The sequence below is a fragment of the Candidatus Pristimantibacillus lignocellulolyticus genome, from assembly GCA_023639215.1.
Taxonomy (GTDB): Bacteria; Bacillota; Bacilli; order Paenibacillales; family Paenibacillaceae; genus Pristimantibacillus; species Pristimantibacillus lignocellulolyticus.
In genome coordinates, this window is the sequence record CP097899.1 from 1,586,880 (window position 1) to 1,609,106 (window position 22,227).

The 22,227-nt window shown below is 39.4% G+C and carries 20 protein-coding genes; 5 read left to right on the plus strand and 15 right to left on the minus strand.

What is annotated here, in order from left to right; translation table 11 throughout:
* Window positions 1–201 precede the first annotated feature (201 nt).
* The 3 genes from rplI to NAG76_06585 are packed head-to-tail and all read right to left on the minus strand — an operon-like array spanning window position 202 to window position 3,544.
* A complete protein-coding gene (gene rplI / locus NAG76_06575) occupies window positions 202–645 on the minus strand; it encodes a 50S ribosomal protein L9 (GenBank protein URN95906.1) in 444 nt (147 codons plus the stop codon).
* A complete protein-coding gene (locus NAG76_06580) occupies window positions 642–2,615 on the minus strand; it encodes a DHH family phosphoesterase (GenBank protein ID URN95907.1) in 1,974 nt (657 codons plus the stop codon). Before NAG76_06580 ends, rplI begins: the two co-directional genes overlap by 4 nt.
* Before the next feature lie 20 nt (window positions 2,616–2,635).
* Entirely contained in the window at window positions 2,636–3,544 is a 909-nt protein-coding gene (locus NAG76_06585; GenBank protein URN95908.1) for a YybS family protein, read from the minus strand.
* Between the two features lie 241 nt (window positions 3,545–3,785).
* Here NAG76_06585 and NAG76_06590 point away from each other — a divergent pair, with 241 nt between their 5' ends.
* Together NAG76_06590 and NAG76_06595 are read left to right on the plus strand one after the other, a co-directional pair.
* Window positions 3,786–4,451 carry a TrkA family potassium uptake protein gene (locus NAG76_06590; protein URN95909.1) on the plus strand — a complete coding sequence of 222 codons (666 nt, stop codon included), beginning with the start codon at window positions 3,786–3,788 and terminating at the stop codon, window positions 4,449–4,451.
* The gene (locus NAG76_06595) at window positions 4,435–5,829 is read left to right on the plus strand and encodes a TrkH family potassium uptake protein (protein ID URN95910.1); all 1,395 of its coding nucleotides are present in this window, start codon (window positions 4,435–4,437) and stop codon (window positions 5,827–5,829) included. The genes NAG76_06590 and NAG76_06595 overlap by 17 nt, the downstream gene beginning before the upstream one ends.
* Window positions 5,830–5,892: 63 nt before the next feature.
* On the opposite strand, the gene NAG76_06600 is transcribed toward NAG76_06595, so the two are convergent.
* From NAG76_06600 to NAG76_06635, 8 genes are all read right to left on the minus strand, one after another.
* Window positions 5,893–7,347: a SulP family inorganic anion transporter gene (locus NAG76_06600; protein ID URN95911.1), complete on the minus strand. Its 1,455-nt coding sequence runs from the start codon at window positions 7,345–7,347 to the stop codon at window positions 5,893–5,895.
* Window positions 7,348–7,818: 471 nt separating this feature from the next.
* Window positions 7,819–8,094 carry a 30S ribosomal protein S18 gene (gene rpsR / locus NAG76_06605; protein ID URN95912.1) on the minus strand — a complete coding sequence of 92 codons (276 nt, stop codon included), beginning with the start codon at window positions 8,092–8,094 and terminating at the stop codon, window positions 7,819–7,821.
* Window positions 8,095–8,320: 226 nt separating this feature from the next.
* Entirely contained in the window at window positions 8,321–9,439 is a 1,119-nt protein-coding gene (gene menC, locus NAG76_06610; protein ID URN95913.1) for an o-succinylbenzoate synthase, read from the minus strand.
* A gap of 131 nt (window positions 9,440–9,570) precedes the next feature.
* On the minus strand, window positions 9,571–11,040 hold the full coding sequence (locus NAG76_06615; protein ID URN95914.1) for an o-succinylbenzoate--CoA ligase: 1,470 nt from the start codon (window positions 11,038–11,040) through the stop codon (window positions 9,571–9,573).
* 24 nt (window positions 11,041–11,064) lie between these two features.
* The gene (menB, locus tag NAG76_06620) at window positions 11,065–11,886 is read right to left on the minus strand and encodes a 1,4-dihydroxy-2-naphthoyl-CoA synthase (protein ID URN95915.1); all 822 of its coding nucleotides are present in this window, start codon (window positions 11,884–11,886) and stop codon (window positions 11,065–11,067) included.
* Between the two features lie 3 nt (window positions 11,887–11,889).
* Entirely contained in the window at window positions 11,890–12,717 is an 828-nt protein-coding gene (gene menH / locus NAG76_06625) for a 2-succinyl-6-hydroxy-2,4-cyclohexadiene-1-carboxylate synthase (protein ID URN95916.1), read from the minus strand.
* A gap of 54 nt (window positions 12,718–12,771) precedes the next feature.
* On the minus strand, window positions 12,772–14,538 hold the full coding sequence (menD, locus tag NAG76_06630; protein ID URN95917.1) for a 2-succinyl-5-enolpyruvyl-6-hydroxy-3-cyclohexene-1-carboxylic-acid synthase: 1,767 nt from the start codon (window positions 14,536–14,538) through the stop codon (window positions 12,772–12,774).
* Between the two features lie 172 nt (window positions 14,539–14,710).
* A complete protein-coding gene (locus NAG76_06635) occupies window positions 14,711–16,105 on the minus strand; it encodes an isochorismate synthase (protein ID URN95918.1) in 1,395 nt (464 codons plus the stop codon).
* Between the two features lie 174 nt (window positions 16,106–16,279).
* Between NAG76_06635 and NAG76_06640 the strand changes: the two genes are divergently transcribed.
* The 3 genes from NAG76_06640 (at window position 16,280) to NAG76_06650 (ending at window position 18,273) form a co-directional block, all read left to right on the plus strand.
* Window positions 16,280–17,197, plus strand: a complete 918-nt coding sequence (locus tag NAG76_06640) for a 1,4-dihydroxy-2-naphthoate polyprenyltransferase (protein ID URN95919.1) — start codon at window positions 16,280–16,282, stop codon at window positions 17,195–17,197.
* Between the two features lie 43 nt (window positions 17,198–17,240).
* Complete coding sequence (locus NAG76_06645) at window positions 17,241–17,630, plus strand: hotdog fold thioesterase (protein ID URN96778.1); 390 nt, start codon at window positions 17,241–17,243, stop codon at window positions 17,628–17,630.
* A gap of 169 nt (window positions 17,631–17,799) precedes the next feature.
* Window positions 17,800–18,273: a GNAT family N-acetyltransferase gene (locus NAG76_06650; protein ID URN96779.1), complete on the plus strand. Its 474-nt coding sequence runs from the start codon at window positions 17,800–17,802 to the stop codon at window positions 18,271–18,273.
* 221 nt (window positions 18,274–18,494) lie between these two features.
* Here the strand turns inward: NAG76_06650 and ssb are convergent, their stop codons facing one another.
* The 4 genes from ssb to NAG76_06670 form a co-directional block, all read right to left on the minus strand.
* On the minus strand, window positions 18,495–18,986 hold the full coding sequence (gene ssb, locus NAG76_06655; GenBank protein URN95920.1) for a single-stranded DNA-binding protein: 492 nt from the start codon (window positions 18,984–18,986) through the stop codon (window positions 18,495–18,497).
* A gap of 35 nt (window positions 18,987–19,021) precedes the next feature.
* Complete coding sequence (gene rpsF, locus NAG76_06660) at window positions 19,022–19,306, minus strand: 30S ribosomal protein S6 (GenBank protein ID URN95921.1); 285 nt, start codon at window positions 19,304–19,306, stop codon at window positions 19,022–19,024.
* A gap of 727 nt (window positions 19,307–20,033) precedes the next feature.
* Complete coding sequence (trpB, locus tag NAG76_06665) at window positions 20,034–21,197, minus strand: tryptophan synthase subunit beta (GenBank protein ID URN96780.1); 1,164 nt, start codon at window positions 21,195–21,197, stop codon at window positions 20,034–20,036.
* A 72-nt stretch (window positions 21,198–21,269) separates the two neighbouring features.
* Entirely contained in the window at window positions 21,270–22,226 is a 957-nt protein-coding gene (locus NAG76_06670) for a hypothetical protein (protein URN95922.1), read from the minus strand.
* Between the last annotated feature and the right edge of the window lies 1 nt (window position 22,227).

Consider the following 22,227-nt stretch of genomic DNA (forward strand, 5'->3'; position numbering starts at 1 on the left):
ATGAGTATCCTATTTCAATATAAGCTCAAAATGTTCGCTTGTCTCCCGCCAAGAAAATGACATGAAGTTAGGAAACGAAGCGCGGAATGTACGGTATTGGTACATGAGCACTGTAGGCTTCCGATGAATGCCATTTTCGCCGCCGAATATGCTACGTTAGCTTATCCGCGTGATCACAATCGGACATTTTGAGCATCCTTATTATTCTTCTACGATTTGTACTTTCATCGTTGCTTTAACATCTGCATGTAACTTAACAGGTACTTGAGTTACGCCAAGAGAACGAATCGGCTCATCTAATTCCATTTTACGTTTATCCAATTTAATGCCAAGTGCTGCGATTGCATCAGCAATTTGTTTTGTTGTAATTGCGCCGAACAATTTGCCACCTTCACCAGCTTTAGCTTTTACTTGAATCGTTAATTCTTCAATTTTTTTACCTAAAGCGATCGCATCTTGTTTCTCTTGCTCTTTACGCTTTAGTTCAGATGCATGTTGCATATCTAATGTTTTCACATTACCTGCTGAAGCAATTTTAACTAAATTTTTAGGCAATAGAAAATTACGTACATATCCTTCAGAAACATCTTTAACTTCACCTTTTTTACCTTGACCTTTAACATCTTGTAGAAAAATTACTTTCATTCGAATAACCCCTCTTCATCCTCAATTTGTTTGAGTACTGTTTTTAACTTAGCTGCCACTTCATCAACAGTACCTTCTAGCTGTGCAGCGGCATTAGTTAGATGTCCACCGCCACCCATACGCTCCATAACAACCTGTACATTGATTTGTCCAAATGAACGGGCACTTACTGCTATTAAACCATCAGGTCGTTCAGAAACGACGAATGAAGCATAAATATTAGACATATTCAGCAAAGTATCTGCTGATTGAGCAATTAATAATTGCGATTTTACATGACCTTTTTCTACAACAGCTAGCGCAATATGTTCGTAAATGATCGTAGCATGCTTAATAATATCAGATTTATTAATATATCCATTCAAATCTTCTTGTAGCATTCGCTGGATCATCGATGAATCTGCGCCATTTCGACGTAGAAACGATGCCGCTTCAAATGTTCTGGCACCCGTTCTTAACGAAAAGCTTTTCGTATCAATCGTAATACCAGCTAATAACGAAGTTGCTTCGCGCACATCAAGCGAAATTCGATCGTGAATATATTGTAGCAGTTCAGTAACCAATTCACATGTTGACGATGCGTATGGCTCTAAGTACATCAATGTAGCATGACTGAGAAACTCCTCACTACGTCGATGATGATCGATAACTGCTAACCGCTCTGTCATCGTTAGAAGCTTCGGTTCAGCGACCATCGATGCTTTATGCGTATCTACGACAATAGCTAACGTTGCCGGTGTCATTAAAGCGATCGCCTGCTCAGGTGTAATGAAGCGCTTTGCGATTTTCTCATCCTCACGCAAAAGCTCCATCATACGATCGATAGATGGATTATTACCTTCTAATACAATGTATGATTCTTTGCCAAGCATACGGGCAGCTTTCAATATTCCAACCGCTGCACCGATCGCATCCATATCAGGTATACGATGTCCCATAATGACAACATTGTAACTTTCCTTAATAAGATCGCGCAATGTATGTGCCACAACACGTGCTCTTACTCTTGTACGTTTTTCTACTGCATTGGTTTTACCACCATAGAACGTTTGTCGTGTGCCAAACTTAACAGTTACTTGGTCGCCACCACGACCTAATGCAATATCCAGACTTCGATGTGCCCATTGACCTAGCTCGAGAATATGATCAGCACCCGCTGCAAACCCAATACTAAGGGTCATTGGTATTTTCTGATCACTTGTCATTTCACGTACATCATCAAGAATATCAAACCGTGTTTGTTCAAGTATGCGTAGTGTCTTTTGATCGGTAATAAGAAGAAATCGATCTGAAGTTAATCGTTTTAAATACACTTCAAATTTTTGTGCCCAATCCGTTATTACGCCAGTCACTTTAGAAAGTAATACTGAACGCTGATTATCATCAAGCCCTTGGGTTACCTCTTCCAAATTATCAATCATGACAACACCTAGAGATAATCGTTCCTCATCATACTTTTTATGTAGTGCCCATGTTTCCGTAATGTCTACGACGTAGACAATCCGATCCTTCTCACGGAAGGTGAGCCGGTACATATGTTGATGCAACATAATCTCAATTTTCCCTTCACGCTCTTTCAGTTGAGAAAGAGATTGTGAAAGAGAAGGGAATAACTTCGTTAACGATTCACCAACTAATGATTGTTCTTGCATAATTTGATTAATATAAGGATTATTCCACTCTACGATGTTGTCTTCATTATAAATAATAATACCAAAAGGTAACTCTTGAATAACATCCGTTCCGCCCTTCTTCAGGCGATAGGATAGCGTCTGAATATACGCTTTAAATTCGTGGCGAAATGCACGCTCAGCAATATACATATAGACAGCTACACCTATAGATAACAGTAGTCCAATTGCTCCTGCTATCCACGAAAAGAAAGTTAGCATGACTGATAATAACAGCATAATAACGATGGAAATAATACTATGAAGACCGTGCCAACGTCTCGTTAAAAAATTCGGCATATACATAATCGCTCCCGTGCCTATGTTTGCTTAGAAAAGTACTTTCTAAGTGGAAAAGCCGCGTCCAATATCCCGATAATACTGAAAAAAGGTAATACGAGGATAGGAATTGCTATTAAAATCGGAATGATTTTTGGCCAATTTCGATTATGTGCGAGATAGTAGAAAAAACCAACCGCTTGAATAGAGAATAAGAAACTTAACGCTGGCACAAGATTTGCAAGTGCTACCGCTAGAAACGAAGTATCCAACGGATCTACCATCATCTGAATAATATAGACAAGTAGGTAGATAAATAATATGGAACGTGGTAAGCGCCAATCTTTAGCTGCTGGGAATGGCTGTACAACAACACCTTCCATTGCTGCTAATTTACGCGCAACAAAATGGGAGCAGACTACAATACCCAGTGCGATAAGCAGAAGTATGAACGGAATCATGTCTAGAAACAATTTCACAAAATTCTCTGCGATTTCATTGTTCCAAGTAATCAGTAACGTTGCTCTTGAAGCCGCGTCATTCATCGATTCGATTAATGTTTTACGAAGATCACTTAACAAGGAAATTCCTAGTACATTTTCAATGATCAATAGTTCCAACATGAGAAGTACTAACATTATACCTGTCATTTTTGGGACAATCTTTGTTGAAGGTGTACCCTTCTTATATAAATGCCCCATATAAATACTTGGAATTAAAGCTAATAAACTTGTACTTAGAAATACAAATGGATCTATAATTACACATCCAACTACCATAATTACGATAACATGTACAGCAAAGGACTTTCTGTCCACTTGTGTATAAAGAAGTGTATATGGAACCAAGCTAAACAAAAGTGCTAGTACATTTAGACCCGGTACTACGATGAACAATGCCATTGCGAGAGCTAATAAGCTCCATAGTAACGGTTTTATACCTGTTTTCAAACTTTTCACCTCAAGACGTAGAATCAGTGTTTGTAAGTTGCTCTAAACATCATTATATCATAAATTATATGTAGTAGTATTGATCTACATCTCCGTCTTCATTCGGCAAATTACGCATCTCTTACAAAAATTGAACTTAAATAATTCTCATAATAATATTTATGCTAGAATTTTATTGCATTTTCTTCAGTAGATGGACTATGATTCATCTTAGTTCTAATAAATAGGAAGTGATATGTTTATGAAAAAACAATTTCTTATCGTAGGTCTAGGCCGTTTCGGTAGTAGTCTAACCCGTACGTTGGTTGCTAATGGACACGAGGTATTAGCCGTAGATAGAGACGCTGAGTTAGTACAAGATGTGGCTCCACATGCGACACATGCTATTCAAGCTGACTGTACAGATGAAGCGGTGTTGAAAGAATTAGGAGCGAGTAATTTTACTCATGCGGTAGTTGCTATCGGTGATGATCTACAATCAAGTATCCTTACTACTTTATTACTTAAAGAGATGAAAATACCTATTGTTATCGCAAAGGCTCGTGATGAGATGCATGGTAATGTATTGCGTAAAATTGGTGCCGACAAAATCATCTATCCAGAACGAGATATGGCAATGAGGCTCGCTAATCAACTTAGCTCGAGCAGCATCATTGATTATATTGAGCTTTCTGATGAATATAATATTGTCGAAATGTTAGCTCCATCTGCTATGTCTGGTTTATCATTACAAAAACTTAATATTCGTGCTCGTTTTGGCTGTACTATTCTTGCGATAAAAACAGATAAAAAAATGAATGTTGCTCCAAGTGCAGAAGATACCATTGAAACTGGTAATGCGTTGCTACTTATTGGTTCTTTGGAGCAAATTAGACAGTTGGAGACGCACTATGATCGAAAACGCTAATCCTAAATCTCAAAATAAACAGAGTAAACTTGCCAGTAAAATAAGAAAACTTCGGTATCAACTTAGTCCACCTCAATTTATCGTAGTTATTTTCTTAATATTGATAACTATCGGTACTTTATTATTGATGATGCCTGTTGCATCGCATAATGGACATTCTATTGGTTTCGTTAATGCCTTCTTTACCGCTGTTTCCGCCGTTTGCGTGAATGGTCTTAGCGTACTTGATGCTGGCAATGACTTTTCTATCGCTGGACAAAGCATCATTATGTTGTTGATTCAAATCGGGGGACTTGGATTCATGACGATCAGCGTTATTATTGCGATCATTATGGGTAAACGTATTGGTTTGAAAGAACGTCTCCTCATTCAACATACAACGCAAGCATCAACTTCACAAGGACTAGTTCGATTAAGTATTTACATATTTATTATCGTGTTTGCTTTTGAGTCGATTGCAACGCTTATCCTGACGTTTCATTGGGAATCTTCTATGGGTTGGAAAACTGCGTTTTTCTACGCTTTATTCCACTCAGTATCTGCTTTCAACAATGCAGGATTTGCGCTTTGGCCAGAAGGATTAGTAGCCTATGTTGGTGATCCCGTCGTCAACTTCGTCATTATTACGTTATTTGTAGCTGGAGGATTAGGTTATATCGTTATTGTTGAACTATTCCAAAAGCGTAAATGGCGTAAGTTCTCTTTGCATACTAAAATCGTTCTCTCGTCTTCGCTCATTATTACCGTCATTGGCTTTTCGATTCTTTTTCTACTTGAATCGATGAATGCCGATACATATGGTACGTTGAACTTGGGAGAACGAATTCAAGCGTCATTATTTCAAAGTCTAATTCCGCGAAGTGTAGGTTTTAATACGCTTGAAATCACTCATATGCTTACGGCATCACAATTTCTAATCATTATCTATATGTTCATTGGTGCTGCTTCAGGTGGTACAGGTGGTGGTGTGAAAATTAATACCGTTGTCGTACTCATACTAGCTACCATTACAACATTTAGAGGTGGCGGACAAGTTCATGCCTTTAAACGCAGAATCCCGCAAGAAACGGTGATGCGTGCGCTAGCGGTAGTAATGAGTTCACTAGCATGTGTACTATTTATCGCACTAGTGTTGACCATTACTGAAGACATGCTTTCAGATCATTTCTTAGAAGTATTATTCGAAGCCACATCTGCATTCAGTACGACTGGCTTATCAATGGGTCTAACGAAAGATCTTTCGACACCTGGTAAAATTATTATTTGCTTCACGATGTTCATTGGTCGACTTGGACCATTAACACTAGCATACGCACTTGCGAGACGTAAACAACAATCTCGTCTTGGCTATCCAGAGGATAATATTTTAATCGGTTAACAAATAAGGCTTATGTCATCATCATCTCTTTCCCCGAGATCATAATGGCATAAGCCTTTTATATTATGCGCCTAATGTTTCAGTCATGCCTGATTTTTTGACGAGCAGTGAACTATCTTTATCAAAAAGGATGAGCTCAACCTCATTTCCACTTTCTCGTAAACGATTGACCACTTTAGCTAGCGACAAAATAGCTGATTGATCCCATACTTTAGACTGACTTCCATCAATAACAACCCGATCATATCCCTCAACAGCTTCAATGGACTGATCAAACATCGTAGATGTTGCAAAGAACAACGGACCGTTTATATAATAAGTAATTATTTTACGATGATCATCTTTTTCTGTAATAATATGAAGCCTGCTCGATTGAATTGCAAAAATAACAGCACTGAGCAATACCCCTACTAAAACCCCTTGAGCAAGGTTATGAGTAATTAATATAACAACAACTGTTACAATCATCGTCATCGTATCAGCGATTGGTGCTTTCGGGATATTTTTTATTGATTGCCATTCAAATGTGCTAATCGCAACCATAATCATCACCCCTGCTAGCGCGGGCATAGGAATTTTCACTACCACATCGCGTAACACAACGATTAATAAAAGTAATACTCCACCTGCAACCATCGTAGATAGTCTACCTCTTCCACCTGAACGAACATTAATTAATGATTGTCCAATCATTGCACAACCAGCCATACCGCCAAACATACCTGTAATCGTATTCGCAATGCCTTGACCACGAACTTCCTTATTCTTATCACTTTTCGTCTTCGTCTGCTCATCGAGAACCGTTGCTGTTATCAGTGATTCAAGTAATCCGACAATAGCCATTGTTACAGCTACAGGAGCAATAATTTTTAACGTTTCCCATGAAATAGGGACATTAGGCCAGTGGAATAACGGCAAGCTACTATTAATAATTCCCATATCTCCAACCGTTTTCACATCAAGACCTATCACAATCGTCACGATCGTCATCACAACAATCGCCACTAAAGTAGACGGTATTGCTTTCGTAATATAAGGCAGTCCATATACAATTAACAATGTAACTGCTCCAATCGTATAGACAACCCATGTTGCATCTACAAAATGTTGTAGTTGGCTCATAAATACCATAATACCTAACGAATTAAGAAATCCAGATAATACAGACTGCGGAACGAACGAAATCCACTTGCCTAATTTTAACGCACCAATTGCGTATTGAATTAATCCTGTAAGAATTGTTGTAGCATATAAATATTCAATCCCATACTGCGCTACGAGTGTCACCATGAGGATAGACATCGCACCTGTTGCAGCAGAAATCATCCCCGGTCGTCCACCAAAAATTGAAATGAGTACCGCAATACAAAATGAAGCATGTATTCCAACCATAGGATCGACACCTGCAATGATTGAGAATGCGATAGCTTCAGGAATTAACGCCAATGCGACCGTTACCCCTGCAAGCACATCTCCTCTAACATTGAAAAACCATGTTGATCTTAACGTATTAAGCAATTTCATTCTCTCCCTTTGTTGCCTAGCTTAAACTTGTCCATATTCAATCGTCACGACAGCAACCTACTCACTATAAATCCGCAAGATTAAGCTGTCAATAAAAGTTTAAAGCTAGTAGTGCTACAAGCGATGTGTACATTTATGTACACCAGTGATGTATTTCATAAAGATAGCAACTCACCCAGCGGTGTGTACGATATAGTACACCAGCGATGTATAACAACTACGAAGCAAGACACCATAATAGTAAGACTTCTAGAAATATCTTAATCGCTTGTCAGCACCAAGAAGATGACATGAAGCTAGTGAAGCGATGCGCGGAGCGTACGTTTTGTGTACGTGAGCACAGGAGTAAGCGATGAATGGCATCTTCGCCGCCGAATACGCTGCGTCAGCATAATCATCGTGATCACAAGCGATTAAAACCTAAAAAGGACTTCCCTTGTCGGGAAGCCCTTTATCCGTAACCTACTATTCAGTAGTGTATGGTAGTAATGCGATTTGACGAGAACGCTTAATAGCGATTGTCAATAGACGTTGATACTTCGCGCTTGTACCAGTTACACGACGAGGAAGAATTTTTCCACGCTCGCTGATGAACTTTTTAAGCAAATCAGTATCTTTATAGTCGATGTGCGTAACTTTGTTTACAGTGAAGAAACAAACTTTACGACGTTTATTGCGGCCGCCTTTACGAGCGAATTTACGCTCGCCACGATCTTCTCCGCCTTCTTTTCTGAAGCTCATTCGAACCCTTCCCTTCTGTTACAAATTTTAATGGCAATTCAGATCACTGACATAGTCCGAACTGACTCGGTTTTAATTTTGAATTTTATCTCTATTTTTCGATAGGTACATCTGGGTACCCTGTTAAAGTCACTTACAATAGAATAACTCATAAAACTTTAAAAATCAAATATTTTTCAGCGTTGTTTTCACAAAAATAATGGTATTTATATTATAAATGATCCATTTATCGTGAATGATTGAGTTTCAATCTCTCTAGCGCTAGATGCTCGATATATTCCTTGTTAACTTCAAATCCAATTCCCGCTCCTGAAGGTAGTAATACTCCCCCGTGCTCAATCTTTACTTCTGGTAGTATGACATCTTTATGCCAGTAACGTGCCGATGCCGAAATATCTCCTGGTATTGTGAAATGACTCAACGAGGCGAGCGCCATATTATGAGCGCGCCCGATGCCTGACTCCAGCATTCCCCCACACCAAATCGCAATGTCATGCTCCTTGCACAGATCATGTATTCTTATTGCCTCTGTCATTCCGCCTACACGACCTAATTTCACATTAATAACTTGGCAGCTACCAAGCTCAATCGCTTTTCGAGCATCATCATATGTAATAATGCTTTCATCGAGACAAATAGGTGTGTTCATCTTTGCCTGTAACTTAGCATGGTCAACAATATCATCAGCAGCGAGCGGTTGCTCAATCATCATCAGATTATAGTCATCGAGTTGCTGTAAATGTGCAATATCATTCAGATCATAAGCAGAATTGGCGTCTACCATTAATGGCAGTTTCGGATAACGAGACCGCAAAGCTTCAACGAGCGTAATATCGTTTCCTGGCTTAATTTTAATCTTCATTCGTTCATAACCGTCAGCGCTATAGTGATCAATTAGACGGTAATACTCGTCCATAGAAGATTGTAACCCGATAGCTACACCAACTTTTAGCTCTTCTTTTACTCCACCTATCAGTTGATGTAACGGTTGACCGATCAACTGACTATACAAATCCCAGATCGCCATCTCTAGTCCTGCTTTTGCCATCTGATTGCGTTTTACGTTAGAGAAGATGTTTGGAATTTCATTCGGATGCTTTAATGTAACTCCAAGCAATGTGGGAATGAGGAAACTTTGTAATATATGCCACGATCCTTGTACCGTTTCCTCGGTATACCAAGGCGTAGCAAAAGCTACGCATTCTCCCCAGCCACAATTCCCTTCACGATCAGTTACTTCAATAAGTATTGTCTCTCGATCAACATAAGCACCGTTAGCTGTAACGAATGGAGCTTTCAATTCCATACTTATCCGGTACAACTCGATAGATTGAATCGTTATCATAAGCAACCTCATTTCACCCTTATATAACAAACACCTTTAGAGCAATACAAGTTCACAACTTGCGCTTTGCCTTAAAGGTGTTCGTGTTAATCATTGCGTTAAATTAATTACATCCATTGTTATATTCCTTATTAGGAAGGTAGCAATTGTAATAACTCACGACGAAGTAATTTATTTGAAGCATTACGCGGTAATTGTTTAACTACATGTATTTCCTTAGGTAACTTATACTTAGCCAATCGTTCTGAGCAATACTGAAGTAAAACTTCCTCGGTACAATTCGTACCGTGATGGAGTACGACAAATGCGATAGGCACTTGCCCCCATACCTCATGAGACATACTAGTTACACCAGATTCGATTACAGCTTGATGGCTAATAAGTGTTGCTTCGATCTCAGCTGGGTAGACATTCTCCCCACCTGATACAAACATATCCTTGCGACGATCGAGCACATAGAGAAAACCATCTTCATCCACGTAGCCAACATCTCCAGTAGAGAGCCAACCATCTACAAAGCTATCGCCACCAACACCATTCAAATAGCCTGATGTCACATTCGGACCACGAACAATGATTTCTCCAGCTTCCTTAGCTTGTGCCTCATGACCATCAATCATTATTTTTAACTCTGCTTGGAAAAGTGGCTTTCCTGCTGAACCGAGCTTAGTCAACATATACTCAGGCTGTAGCGTCACGATCTGTGAACATGTTTCTGTCATCCCGTACGTTTGAAAGACCGGAATTTCCTTTGTCACACATTGCTCTAAGAGTGAAAGCGGCGCTGGGCCCCCGCCCAGTAACATACATCTAAAATGTTCAGGATAACGAACAACACCTAATTGTTCAATCATCCGAGTCAGCATATTACTAACAACGGACATTAACGTTACACCTTGATCGATAATAGCTGCATTTGCAGCTTCGGGATCGAACTTTTCGTGAATGACCATGGGAATACCGTAGATTACGCTACGAATAACGATTGATAAACCACTAATATGAAATAAAGGAACACATACTAGCCATTTATCTTTTTCAGAAAGCCCCAGATTGAGCATCGAGCCTACAGCTGAGTTCCAATGATTACTGTAACTTTGCAGGACCCCTTTCGGAAACCCCGTTGTACCAGACGTGTACATTATCGTATGTATATCTTCTTGATCGATATAAGTGACCATAGTTGAATCTGTCACCATATCCATCTGTTGCAAGTCCGTTGTCGATATACAAAGTATACTGCTATACTCATTAATTATCACATCAATAAGATGCTGGAATTGCGGATCATAAATGAGTACGTTACATCTGGAATCTTGAAGTTGATAGAGTAGTTCATGAGCCGTAAGCCGAATGTTAAGCGGCATCAGAATACTACCAACATAATGAACCGCATGGATAAGCTCGACGGTATAGCTATCATTATAACAAAGCAAGGCTATAGGATAGCCTTGCTTTGTTGGTAATGAACTTATTCTACTGGCTGTATGAAGAGACTTTTCGCGCAATTGCGCAAACGTAATCTGCTCGTTGCCATATTCAATCGCTATCCGATCAGGCGTTAGAGAGGCTCGCTTATCAAGCCAATGAGGCATATGCATCGCTTTGCCCTCCTTTTATACGACTTATGGGAAACGTGGGAACTGTTTGAAGTCTGGCTCTCTTTTTTCTTTGAAAGAGTCACGGCCTTCTTTTGCTTCTTCTGTTGTATAGTAAAGTAGCGTTGCATCACCTGCAAGCTGTTGAATTCCTGCTAATCCATCTGTGTCTGCATTAAACGCAGCTTTTAAGAAACGTAAAGCCATTGGAGATTTAGATAAAATCTCTTGGCACCATTTTACCGTTTCCGCTTCAAGATCAGCAAGAGGTACAACGGTATTAACTAGACCCATATCCAATGCTTCTTGAGCATCGTATTGACGACATAGATACCAGATTTCTCTCGCTTTCTTCTGACCAACGATGCGAGCAAGATAACCTGCACCATAACCACCGTCGAAGCTACCAACGATTGGACCTGTTTGACCAAAGCGTGCGTTATCTGCAGCAATTGTTAAGTCACATACAATATGTAGAACATGTCCACCGCCAATAGCATATCCCGCTACCATCGCAATTACTGGCTTAGGAATAGTACGGATCAAACGTTGAAGATCAAGTACATTCAGACGAGGAATTTGATCATCGCCAACATAACCACCATGACCACGAACCTTTTGGTCACCGCCTGAGCAGAATGCTAAGTCGCCAGCGCCTGTTAGAACGATAACCCCAATGTTTGCATCATCACGTGCGATAGCAAATGCATTGATAAGTTCCATTACCGTCTTTGGACGGAATGCATTACGTACTTCTGGACGATTAATTGTAATTTTAGCTATACCGTCATATGTTTCATACAAAATATCTTCAAAATTACCGTGATTTTCCCAAGGTACTACTGACATCTGTTACACCATCCCTTTTCTCATAGATAAATATCTCTTTACTATTGTATCAAATTTATGAGGTTGTTCCATATGCACATTGTGACCAGCTTCAGAAACAATCTCTAATTGCTTATATGAGTGACTCATACGTAACATCATCAATTCGGCAATCTTTCTAAACTTCATATCTGATTCACCGACAATAAGTAATGTTGGCTTCGTAATATGCACCATATGATCCCACCATGAGGGCTGAGCTCCTGTACCAATGCCCCGTAAGCTATTTGCTAAACCTTGCGGCGTATTACTTCTTCGCTGCTGGTCAATAGCTACTTGCTCTTGTAGTGGTAACAATTTCAGACTAGCGAATAAAGGAATTTCTGACCAATACTGAGCAAACCAATTAATGCCATGTTGTTCGATATTGGAAGCCAATGCCTCATCACTAGTTATTCTAGTTCCTCTTTCTTCAAGTGTGGCAAGTCCAGGAGAAGTGCTTTCTAGAATTAAGCCACTTACTTTAGATGGAGCAATCTGCGCCATAGATAAGGCAATCCTGCCTCCCATAGAATATCCGAGCACGATTGCTGATTCAATATGTAATTGATCAAGCAACTCCACTAAGTCATTAACCGTATGCTCTGTATTGTAGCGATTATGATCTGCCGGAACATCACTCTTACCATGACCTAATAGATCAACGATAATGACCTGATATTCTGCGCTCCAACTTTCAATGAAAGGCGTCCATTGCTCGTGATTTCCTGAGAAACCATGTAGCAACAATAATGCTTGTCCTTCTCCATGAAGCTCTACATAGTATGTTGCCCCATTAATCACATATTTCATCCCATTAAGCGCTCCATCTTCTCGATTCTTAAAGCCCACTTTTTGAACACGCACTTACGATAACAGCTTCGCTAACTTGGCTGACATTCTCGGCCAGATTTGACGATGAAGTTCAACATTAAGTTCTCGATTCGTTGGAACTTCTATTACTTGTAACCCACCATGTTGCTTAGCCTGCTGGAAAGCTTCACGGAATTGTTGCCAACTTTGGATCCGCTGGAATTGACCACCGTACATCTTAATCGCATGCTCATAATCTAGCCCAGTTGGTGTACCGAACAATACTTCAAAATGATTAGCAAGCTTCGCTTGTGGTAGGAAAGAGAAAATACCTCCACCATCATTATTCACGATGATAATCGTTATATTGAGTTGATGAAGCTTAGCAGCTAACAATCCATTCATATCGTGGTAGAAGGACAAATCTCCAATTAACAATACCGTCTGCTCATTTACTGCACTAATGCCGATCGCAGTAGATACCAGTCCATCGATTCCATTCGCTCCCCGATTAGCCATAATGCGAATCATTCCTTCTTTGTTACAGAAGAAACTATCTACATCACGAATTGGCATTGAATTGCCTACAAACAACGTGCCACCCTTACTCATTAATGCTTGTAGCTCCGTAACTACTGTACCTTCGAATAGTTGACCAGCATGATCTCGGATAGTTTCTTGTTGTAATAGCTCTCTTGTTACTTCATTTACATTAAGCCACTGCGCTGTCCACTTGCTATGCTGACGTTCTACAGACAGTTCCAACTGTATTGTAGCTTTGCTGAGTTGCTCGCAGAATAAGACAGGATGCACAGTGAAGCGATCTGATACTAACAGTGTTGGATCACGCCAACCCGCTTCATCGACCACAATCATTCTGCTACTTTGATGACGATTTATATATTGTAGTAACGGTTTTGAGACTGGCATTGCTCCAAGACGAATGATCACTGAAGGTTCAAGCGTTGTTGCCACCATTTCATCTCTCAAAAATGAATCATAACTATCTAATACGTAGCTTTGATCATGAGATCCACTTCTTAGCTGAGATAGCGGATCAGCCAGAATAGGGTAACCAAGCAGCGTAGCTAACGCCGTCACTGCTTCTAACAGCTCTGGCTCATCATGAGGACCACATACAATAATCCCTTTGTTTTCCTCGCTTAATTGCTTGGCTAGCATCTGCATTTGTTCTACAGAAGCTACCATCGTCCCTACTACATTTGCAGTATAAGGTCGATCATCATCTCTGCCTCCGCCAAATAACTGTGGATGCTCTAGATCAGGAAGCAATGGCTCACGCAATGGGAAGTTCAAGTGGACGGGGCCACTGGGCATACTACTTGCTGTCATCACCGCACGTGCAGCAGAAATACGAGCATGCTTTAACATGAGCTCACTTTGTTCAGGTATCGGCATCTCCGAGAACCATTTCACATGATCACCGTACAGCCCAATTTGATTAATCGTCTGCGGGGCTCCTACGTCACGTAGCTCATGCGGGCGATCTGCTGTAAGCACCACTAATGGCACGCGCGACAAATTAGCTTCCGTTATCGCAGGGAAGTAATTAGCCGCAGCCGTACCTGATGTGCATAATAGTGCTACAGCTTCTTGTTTCGCCTTTGCAATGCCTAGTGCGAAAAATGCCGCTGAACGTTCATCTATATTCATCCATAGTTGAAGCTCTGGATGTTCTGCTGCTAATACCGCTAAAGGTGTTGAGCGCGAGCCAGGACTGACAACGATATGCTTCAAGCCCGATCTTACCAATTCATCAATAAATGCGCTTAGATATAATGTTGCTCCGTCTGAACTCATCACTTTCCCTCCTACAACTTTTCATGGCCTCTTGAATATCTACAATGCGAATGAAAAGTCACTTCGAAAGCATTAACAAACTTTTCATAATTTCTTGAAAACTCATTTATATTACTAATTCAGCTTTCTACTGGGTAGAAAGCTGAATTAGTAATTTTTTTCACTACGTTGTCTAATTTTCAACCTCAATAGCTTGCAATGCTGCTAACATCGGTCTGAATTTCAATGCTGTTTCATTATATTCACTAAGCGGATCTGAATCACCGACAATACCACATCCAGCAAATAAATATGCTGTACTATCCTTCAGTAACGCTGAACGGATCGCTGCAGCAAATTCGCCTTCCAATCGAGTATTCAACCATCCGATTGGGGCAGCGTACCAACCTCGATCCATATGTTCTAAAGTACGAATGGACTCCAATGCAGCTTGTCTTGGCATACCACCAAGCGCTGGTGTAGGATGTAATGCTTCCACAGCTTGAAGTAATGTAACATTTGGCTTAGCTTGACCAGAAATAGGCGTAGCTAGATGCTGGATATCTTTCAGCTTGCGAATAATGGGTGCATCCGGTGCTGAAACATCTTCACAAAGCTCTAACATTGCATCCTTTATCATATGGACTGCTAACTCATGTTCATGTAGGTTTTTTACATCTTGGCTCAAGAAGCTACCGAGATGTTCGTCTTCGGAAACCGTTGCACCACGAGCAATAGATCCTGCTAACGATAACGTCTGGAATTGATCTCCTTGACGCTTAATTAATCGTTCAGGAGTTGCACCAACAAAACAGCTACACTGCTTATCAATAGCAAAAACGTAAGTATCAATTTGTTCAGTTAATAAACTTCTAACTACTTCTACCGCATGGAACGGTTCTTGCGCTTCTAACGTAATCGCTCTGGCTAGTACCACTTTCTCTAACTCTCCATTACGTATAGATGATGCAGCATTACCTACCGCACTCATCCAATCAGAAGGTGCTATTTCTTCCTTCATAATAGATTGTAACACTTCTCTATCTGCCGCTTCATATGCGTATTTCGCAAGATCAATACTTAATGTCTCTTGCTCAACTTCATCATCATCCGGTGAAATCCATGCGTTAATCGTAAGCCATGTCTTACCTTCATATTCCGTAACCATAAATTGAGGCACAGCAAAGCTAGTATGAGCGAAATCGCTCCACTTCTCTGTCCGTTCAATAATAGGATCAAATGAAAAACCGCCAAATAATATAGGTCCTACATAACCTGAAATATTATGATCAATAATTGCTTCCGTAGCAATTGCTGTCCAAGCGTCATTAATCTCTTCATAGCGTGTCGTAGCATTGCTCGCAGTTAATGTAAGAACACTACCTAAGCCAACGAATGATAACGTTCTGCCTGGTTCAGACCATAAAAATCGATTTCCCTTATATTTGTGTTCATCGTATGAAAAAAAGGCTGGTAAATCCATCTTGTTGATCTCGGATACGGAGCTTACCAACACATTATTTCCCGAAAGACGGGCTTGTCGTTTGCCTTCTTTCATTAATATGTACATTTTATTATTAGAAATCACGTTATTCACCCTTGTCATTACCTTACCGAATTATCTGTTTCAAGAATACACTCCTACTAGAATATCGTCAACTTTCTACCAAGTTTCTAGCGTTGACACTTTAACCTAGTTATCCTACACTTAGAATTGAACTTTATTATGTTACTTATATTATAATAGTAAGGATGCGGTATGATGCAAACAGAATTACACACAACCACCGAAAATGTTTGGTGGCGGCTTATGCGTCCTCATACATTGACAGCGTCATTTGTCCCTGTATTCACTGGTACTGCAATGGCACTTTTTGATAATCAGATGAATTTGTTATTGTTTATGTTGATGCTTGTTGCTTCGCTTCTTATTCAAGCTGCAACGAATATGTTCAATGAATATTACGATTTTGTTCGCGGACTAGACACAAAAGACTCTGTTGGTATTGGTGGAACCATTGTACGTGATGGTGTAGCACCGAAATTCGTACGAAATCTTGCCTTTTTATTCTACTTTATCTCCATCCTTCTCGGAATATATATTTGTATGGCTAGCTCATGGTGGATAGCAGTAATTGGCTTAGTATGTATGCTTGTTGGGTATTTCTATACAGCTGGTCCGCTACCTATTTCTTCTACTCCATTTGGTGAACTATTTGCAGGCTTATTAATGGGTCCAGTTATTATTATGATTACGTATTACATTCAAACGGGCATTTTTTCATGGTCTCATTTCTATGTATCTATAAGTGTTGGTTTCTTGATTGGTGCGATCAATTTATCGAACAATATTCGCGATCTTGATGGTGACAAAGAATTTGGACGTAAAACTATTGCTATTTTGTTAGGACGTCCCAATGCGATTAAGTTACTTGCTGCTTCTTTCATTATTGCTTTCGCTTGGATTGTCGTCCTTGTCTTTACAGGACATGTTACACCTTGGGCTATACTTGTATTCGCTAGTGCACCTAAAGCGATTCAAGCGATTAAACAATTCCAAGGTAAAACGGTTGCTTTTGAAATGATGCCTGCTATGAAATCAACTGCTCAGTTCAATACATTTTTCGGCTTATTATTAACGTTCAGTATATTGCTTGGCTATGTTGTGAAACAATTCTAATGAATGATCATCTACATGTCTTGTACGGAGGAATACCCATATGATGGATATTAAAGGAACAATTATTGAAACGTTAGGAATTGAAACGTTAGAATTATCCGCTCAAAAAGTAGTATGTACAATGCCTGTAAATGAAAAAACTAAACAACCATTTGGCTTATTGCATGGTGGGGCATCTGTCGTTCTTGCGGAAACTGTTGCAAGTATCGGTGCATGGGCTAGCATAGATCAAGAAAATGAAATTGCAATGGGCATGGAAATTAACGCTAACCATTTACGCAGTGTCGGACAAGGGATAGTTACAGCAGTAGGAACTCCACTGCATAAAGGTCGTAGCTCCGCAGTATGGGATATTAAGATTACCGATGAACAAAATCGACTAATCTGTGTCTCTCGTTGTACAGTAGCGATAGCTAAGAAACGTAAAGATTAACAGGAGTAGTATTGAAGAGGCACTGCTAGTATAAAATATAAATACCCTATCATCGATGTAGCTGACAAAGATTAATCATCTTTTACTTACATTGTGATAGGGTATTTTCTTCTTATTATGATGATTAATGAGTACATAACATGCTACACCGAAAGGAGAACAATCTATGTTGCACATTCAAAGATATCAAGCTTCACAAATAGAAGAAATAATTAACCTCTTCTACAATACTGTTCATCATATAAATGCGGCACATTATTCAGCTAAACAACTACAAGCTTGGGCCCCGCCAGAGGAGCGTTCCAATAAAGTTGAGAGTTGGCAGCAAAGTTTACAACAACATATTACCTACGTTGCGATAAAAGATGGCATAATCGTAGGTTTTTCTGATATGAGCGATGATGGACATCTTGATCGCCTATATGTACATAAAGATTATCAACGCCAAAGAATTGCTAGCACACTGCTAACTCATTTAGAGTACGATGCCCAGCAATTAAAGCTGGACTCCATCTATACAGAAGCAAGTATTACAGCTAAACCATTTTTTGAGCATCACGACTTTCAAGTGGAACATATGCAACAAGTTGAGCGGCAGCAGGTTTCATTAACAAATTACGTCATGAGTAAATCATTAGGTTAACAAATTTCATCGCTTTTCGTTTATCCACAGTGGATATCCTGTTTGCACATACATTATTCACAAGTGGATAACTCTCTTCTACGATCCTTCAGGTTTCTTCCACATGTTATTAACACACCATAATTTTAATCACGCTACCAATTATAATAGACAAAAAAAGGACCCTTGCATCAGCAAGGGTCAAAGTGACTTTTAACATAAATTCAAAACATGTCAGTGCATTAGAATGGTAAGTCGTCTTCCGATATATCAATAGGGCGTCCGTCATCCTTGAATGGATCAACATTGGTACTGCGTGGGGCTTGAGCAGGACGATTACTTTGGCTTCCGCCATCTGCGTTATATCCGCCACCATTATTATTGCTATAGCTCTCTTCACGAGGGCTACCTTCACGATTGGATTCCAAGAAGCGAACATTGTCTGCAATTACTTCTGTAACATACACACGCTTGCCCTCATTGTTCTCGTAATTCCGCACTTGAATACGTCCTTCAACTGCAGTTAAGCGACCTTTACGCAAATAGTTTGCGCAAGTTTCAGCTAATTGGCGCCACGTTACAACTGGAATGAAATCCGCTTCACGCTCTCCGCCACTAGAAGAAAATGGTCTATCAACAGCAATCGTAAATTGAGTAACAGCAACACCAGCTGGGGTATAGCGTAGTTCTGGATCCTTCGTTAATCTTCCGATCAATATCACACGGTTCAACATTATTACTTTCCTCCCAATCGAAACCTTGAGACTTCTTAAGCTACATCTCTTACGATCAACGAACGGATAACTTCATCCGCAATCTTCATTACACGATCAAGCTCGTTTACAATCTCAGCAGTAGCTGTAAATTGTACTAGTACGAAATGACCTTCACGAAGTTTGTTGATTTCATACGCAAGGCGACGCTTTCCGATAACATCGGATTTTGTAACCTCACCACCGTTGGAGATAACTCCATTAAACTTTTCAACAAGAGCTTGAACAGCTTCTTGCTCAACATCCGGACGAATGATGTACATCACTTCATATTTGCGCATTTTATTTCACCTCCCTTTGGACTAACGGCCCTATAAATAGAGCAAGGAGCGAGTGTGTACTCGCATCTGCTTAGTATAACAAATGTTATAGGCAAATACAAGGTAAGCATGACAATGTTAATATACACCACCTATTATAGAAGTAGTTCAAAAAGCAGACTTTGATAACGATGATTAGCTTTGTAGCATATTCGACATCGAAGATGAAGTGAACTTGGGTAGTCTGGTACGCGTGTACTAATAATGTACACTTGCGTTCCTGCTCCCTCAAGTAGTACTTCATCTTCTTGATTCTGAAAGCCCGCATTTTGAACCCTCATTGGAACTGGTAGTTTAAAAACTGGACTTTAATCGATGCAATACAGGAAGATTTACTTTCGCAACGAAGTTTTTTTCTTGAGCATGTATATTAATGAATCAATGTGCACATATTATAATCGACGGTGAAGAGAGGTGTGGTTCCGTTGGACTTAATAAGTGCAAGGAATAAAAGCTTTTCAACTCGCTAAATGTAGCAAGGGAAGGATTCCATTATTGCCCACGCAATAATGGTCATTACGATTAGTGGAATATTTGCTTAGCCTACGCTGAGTTTGTTCTTACTTGTGTAATTTTCTTTTCTTACAGAAGATGAAGTGTTACATCAATATCATTAGCCGTCACAAAAAGAAAGACCCTATCGCTAAGATTATCTTAGTAGTAGGGTCTTTCTCTTTATATAGATACATTATTTCAGCATTTGAAAAACTTGCTCTACATCTTTATCACCACGACCAGAAAGGTTCACGATAATAATCTGATCTTGACTCATCGTTGGCGCAAGTTTTTTTGCATAAGCTATAGCATGTGCACTTTCTAATGCAGGAATGATTCCTTCTGTACGGGACAACTCTTGGAAGGCTGCTAACACTTCTTCATTAGAAATGGTTACATACTCAGCTCGACCACTTACTTTCAGATGGCTATGCTCTGGTCCAATTCCAGGATAATCAAGACCCGCTGCAATAGAATATGTTGGTTTTGGATTGCCTTCTTCATCAAGTAACACTAGACATTTAAATCCATGTAGTATACTTGGTACACCTTCAGTAAGTGATGGTGCTTGATCTGGTTCCACGCCAATAAGACGTACAGACGGCTCGTCTATGTAATGAGCAAAAGCTCCAATTGCATTAGAACCTCCACCTACACATGCGATAACAGCATCAGGAAGGCGACCTTCTTTTTCAACAATTTGACGCTTAGATTCCTCACTAATAATAGATTGGAAATGTTTCACCATTGTAGGGAATGGATGTGGTCCTACTGCAGAACCAAGTAGGTAAAATGTATGTTTATAATTCTCAACAAGATCACCTAACGCAGCATCAACGGCGTCCTTCAAACGTCCTTGACCCGCTTCTACTGGTACTACTGTCGCTCCTAATAATTCCATACGGAATACATTTAGTGCTTGTCTACGCGTATCCTCTGCGCCCATATAGATAATACATTCCATATCGAACATCGCACACGCTGTTGCTGTAGCAACACCATGTTGCCCTGCACCAGTTTCAGCAATAACACGCTTTGCTCCCATACGTTTTGCAAGTAGAATTTGTCCAACGACATTATTTATTTTATGTGCTCCAGTGTGGTTCAAATCTTCGCGCTTCAAATAAATTTTTGCGCCACCCCACTCTTTCGTTAATCGATCTACATACGTAAGAGGATTTTCACGACCTACATATTCTTTCAAATAGTATTGAAGTTCTTCATTAAAGTCTGGGTCATCTTTAAAATGATAAAATTGCTCTGATAAATAATCCATTACTTCTTGTAATTCAGGAGGAACAAAACTACCGCCAAATTCACCAAAATAACCATCAACTCGCGTATTTTCACTCACGATGTTGACACCTCCAATTCACATTATAAAAGAGTTAATACTAATTAAGATATTATCATATGTAACGCCATTCTATCACTTAATATTTGATTTATATTTCATCATGTTTACCGTTTGATTATGTAATACTAATAGTTTTTTATACCATTGATTCGTCTTTTCTGGATCTTTATCATTATAAAAAATATAGCCGCTTTTCGTCTGAATTTGTATATAAGGAGGATTTCTTTTAGTTATGTACATTCTAATTTCCCCGAGCTTACTGGAACGAAAATATCCTCGTAAAGAATTTAATGTTACTACGCCACTAATTTTTTTGACTTTAGGATAGTTGTCTACTATTGATACACCTATAATATCCTCTACAAGAAAATTATCAGAATACATCGGATATTTAATAACTATCGTTTGACCTTGGGTAATTTGTAATTTGGGAGAATTAAATTCAGTTCGAATCATCATTAATGAAATAAGAATACAACAAAGCAATGTAATAAAAATTGTACTCCTCTTTATTATTTTTCCTGTTCGAGTTGCAGTATTAATGGTTATTCCAATACCCGCTCTTCTGGGAATGAGAACACGACGATCATTAGCATTGTCATAAGTAAATCCGTTCCTCCAATACTCATCACCATCATCATTGACTAATAGACCGCTAACTTCTTGTTTATCATTAACGTACCAATCATGCTCTTGCTTTAGTACAATAGTTGCAATTAACGCTTGGCGGAAAGGTTTCGTTAACCAGAAAATCATTAATATTAACCAACCTATAAAATAGAGAACTTGAAATGTTGTTAATGAATGCAATGCAATAAGGGGGATATATGATACGATCATCCATCGATTATTAATCTTTATTTTTCTGCTGTATTGCTGCTGAATAATTTGAATCTCAGGATTAGACAAAGCACCCTCAGGTAACAATATTGCAAATAGCATGCCTTTCCGATACTTGGCTTGATTTAGGTATGTATAATAGATAATCAAATGACAAATAATTCCTATTAATACCAATATAATTGTCAAT

Bases quoted from the DNA above. Each gene is read 5' to 3' on its own strand.
- rplI (URN95906.1), bottom strand. From the start codon at position 645: ATGAAAGTAATTTTTCTACAAGATGTTAAAGGTCAAGGTAAAAAAGGT.
- NAG76_06580 (URN95907.1), bottom strand. From the start codon at position 2,615: ATGCCGAATTTTTTAACGAGACGTTGGCACGGTCTTCATAGTATTATT.
- NAG76_06590 (URN95909.1), top strand. From the start codon at position 3,786: ATGAAAAAACAATTTCTTATCGTAGGTCTAGGCCGTTTCGGTAGTAGT.
- NAG76_06595 (URN95910.1), top strand. From the start codon at position 4,435: ATGATCGAAAACGCTAATCCTAAATCTCAAAATAAACAGAGTAAACTT.
- rpsR (URN95912.1), bottom strand. From the start codon at position 8,094: ATGAGCTTCAGAAAAGAAGGCGGAGAAGATCGTGGCGAGCGTAAATTC.
- menC (URN95913.1), bottom strand. From the start codon at position 9,439: ATGATAACGATTCAATCTATCGAGTTGTACCGGATAAGTATGGAATTG.
- NAG76_06615 (URN95914.1), bottom strand. From the start codon at position 11,040: ATGCATATGCCTCATTGGCTTGATAAGCGAGCCTCTCTAACGCCTGAT.
- menB (URN95915.1), bottom strand. From the start codon at position 11,886: ATGTCAGTAGTACCTTGGGAAAATCACGGTAATTTTGAAGATATTTTG.
- menH (URN95916.1), bottom strand. From the start codon at position 12,717: ATGAAATATGTGATTAATGGGGCAACATACTATGTAGAGCTTCATGGA.
- menD (URN95917.1), bottom strand. From the start codon at position 14,538: ATGAGTTCAGACGGAGCAACATTATATCTAAGCGCATTTATTGATGAA.
- NAG76_06640 (URN95919.1), top strand. From the start codon at position 16,280: ATGCAAACAGAATTACACACAACCACCGAAAATGTTTGGTGGCGGCTT.
- NAG76_06645 (URN96778.1), top strand. From the start codon at position 17,241: ATGGATATTAAAGGAACAATTATTGAAACGTTAGGAATTGAAACGTTA.
- ssb (URN95920.1), bottom strand. From the start codon at position 18,986: ATGTTGAACCGTGTGATATTGATCGGAAGATTAACGAAGGATCCAGAA.
- rpsF (URN95921.1), bottom strand. From the start codon at position 19,306: ATGCGCAAATATGAAGTGATGTACATCATTCGTCCGGATGTTGAGCAA.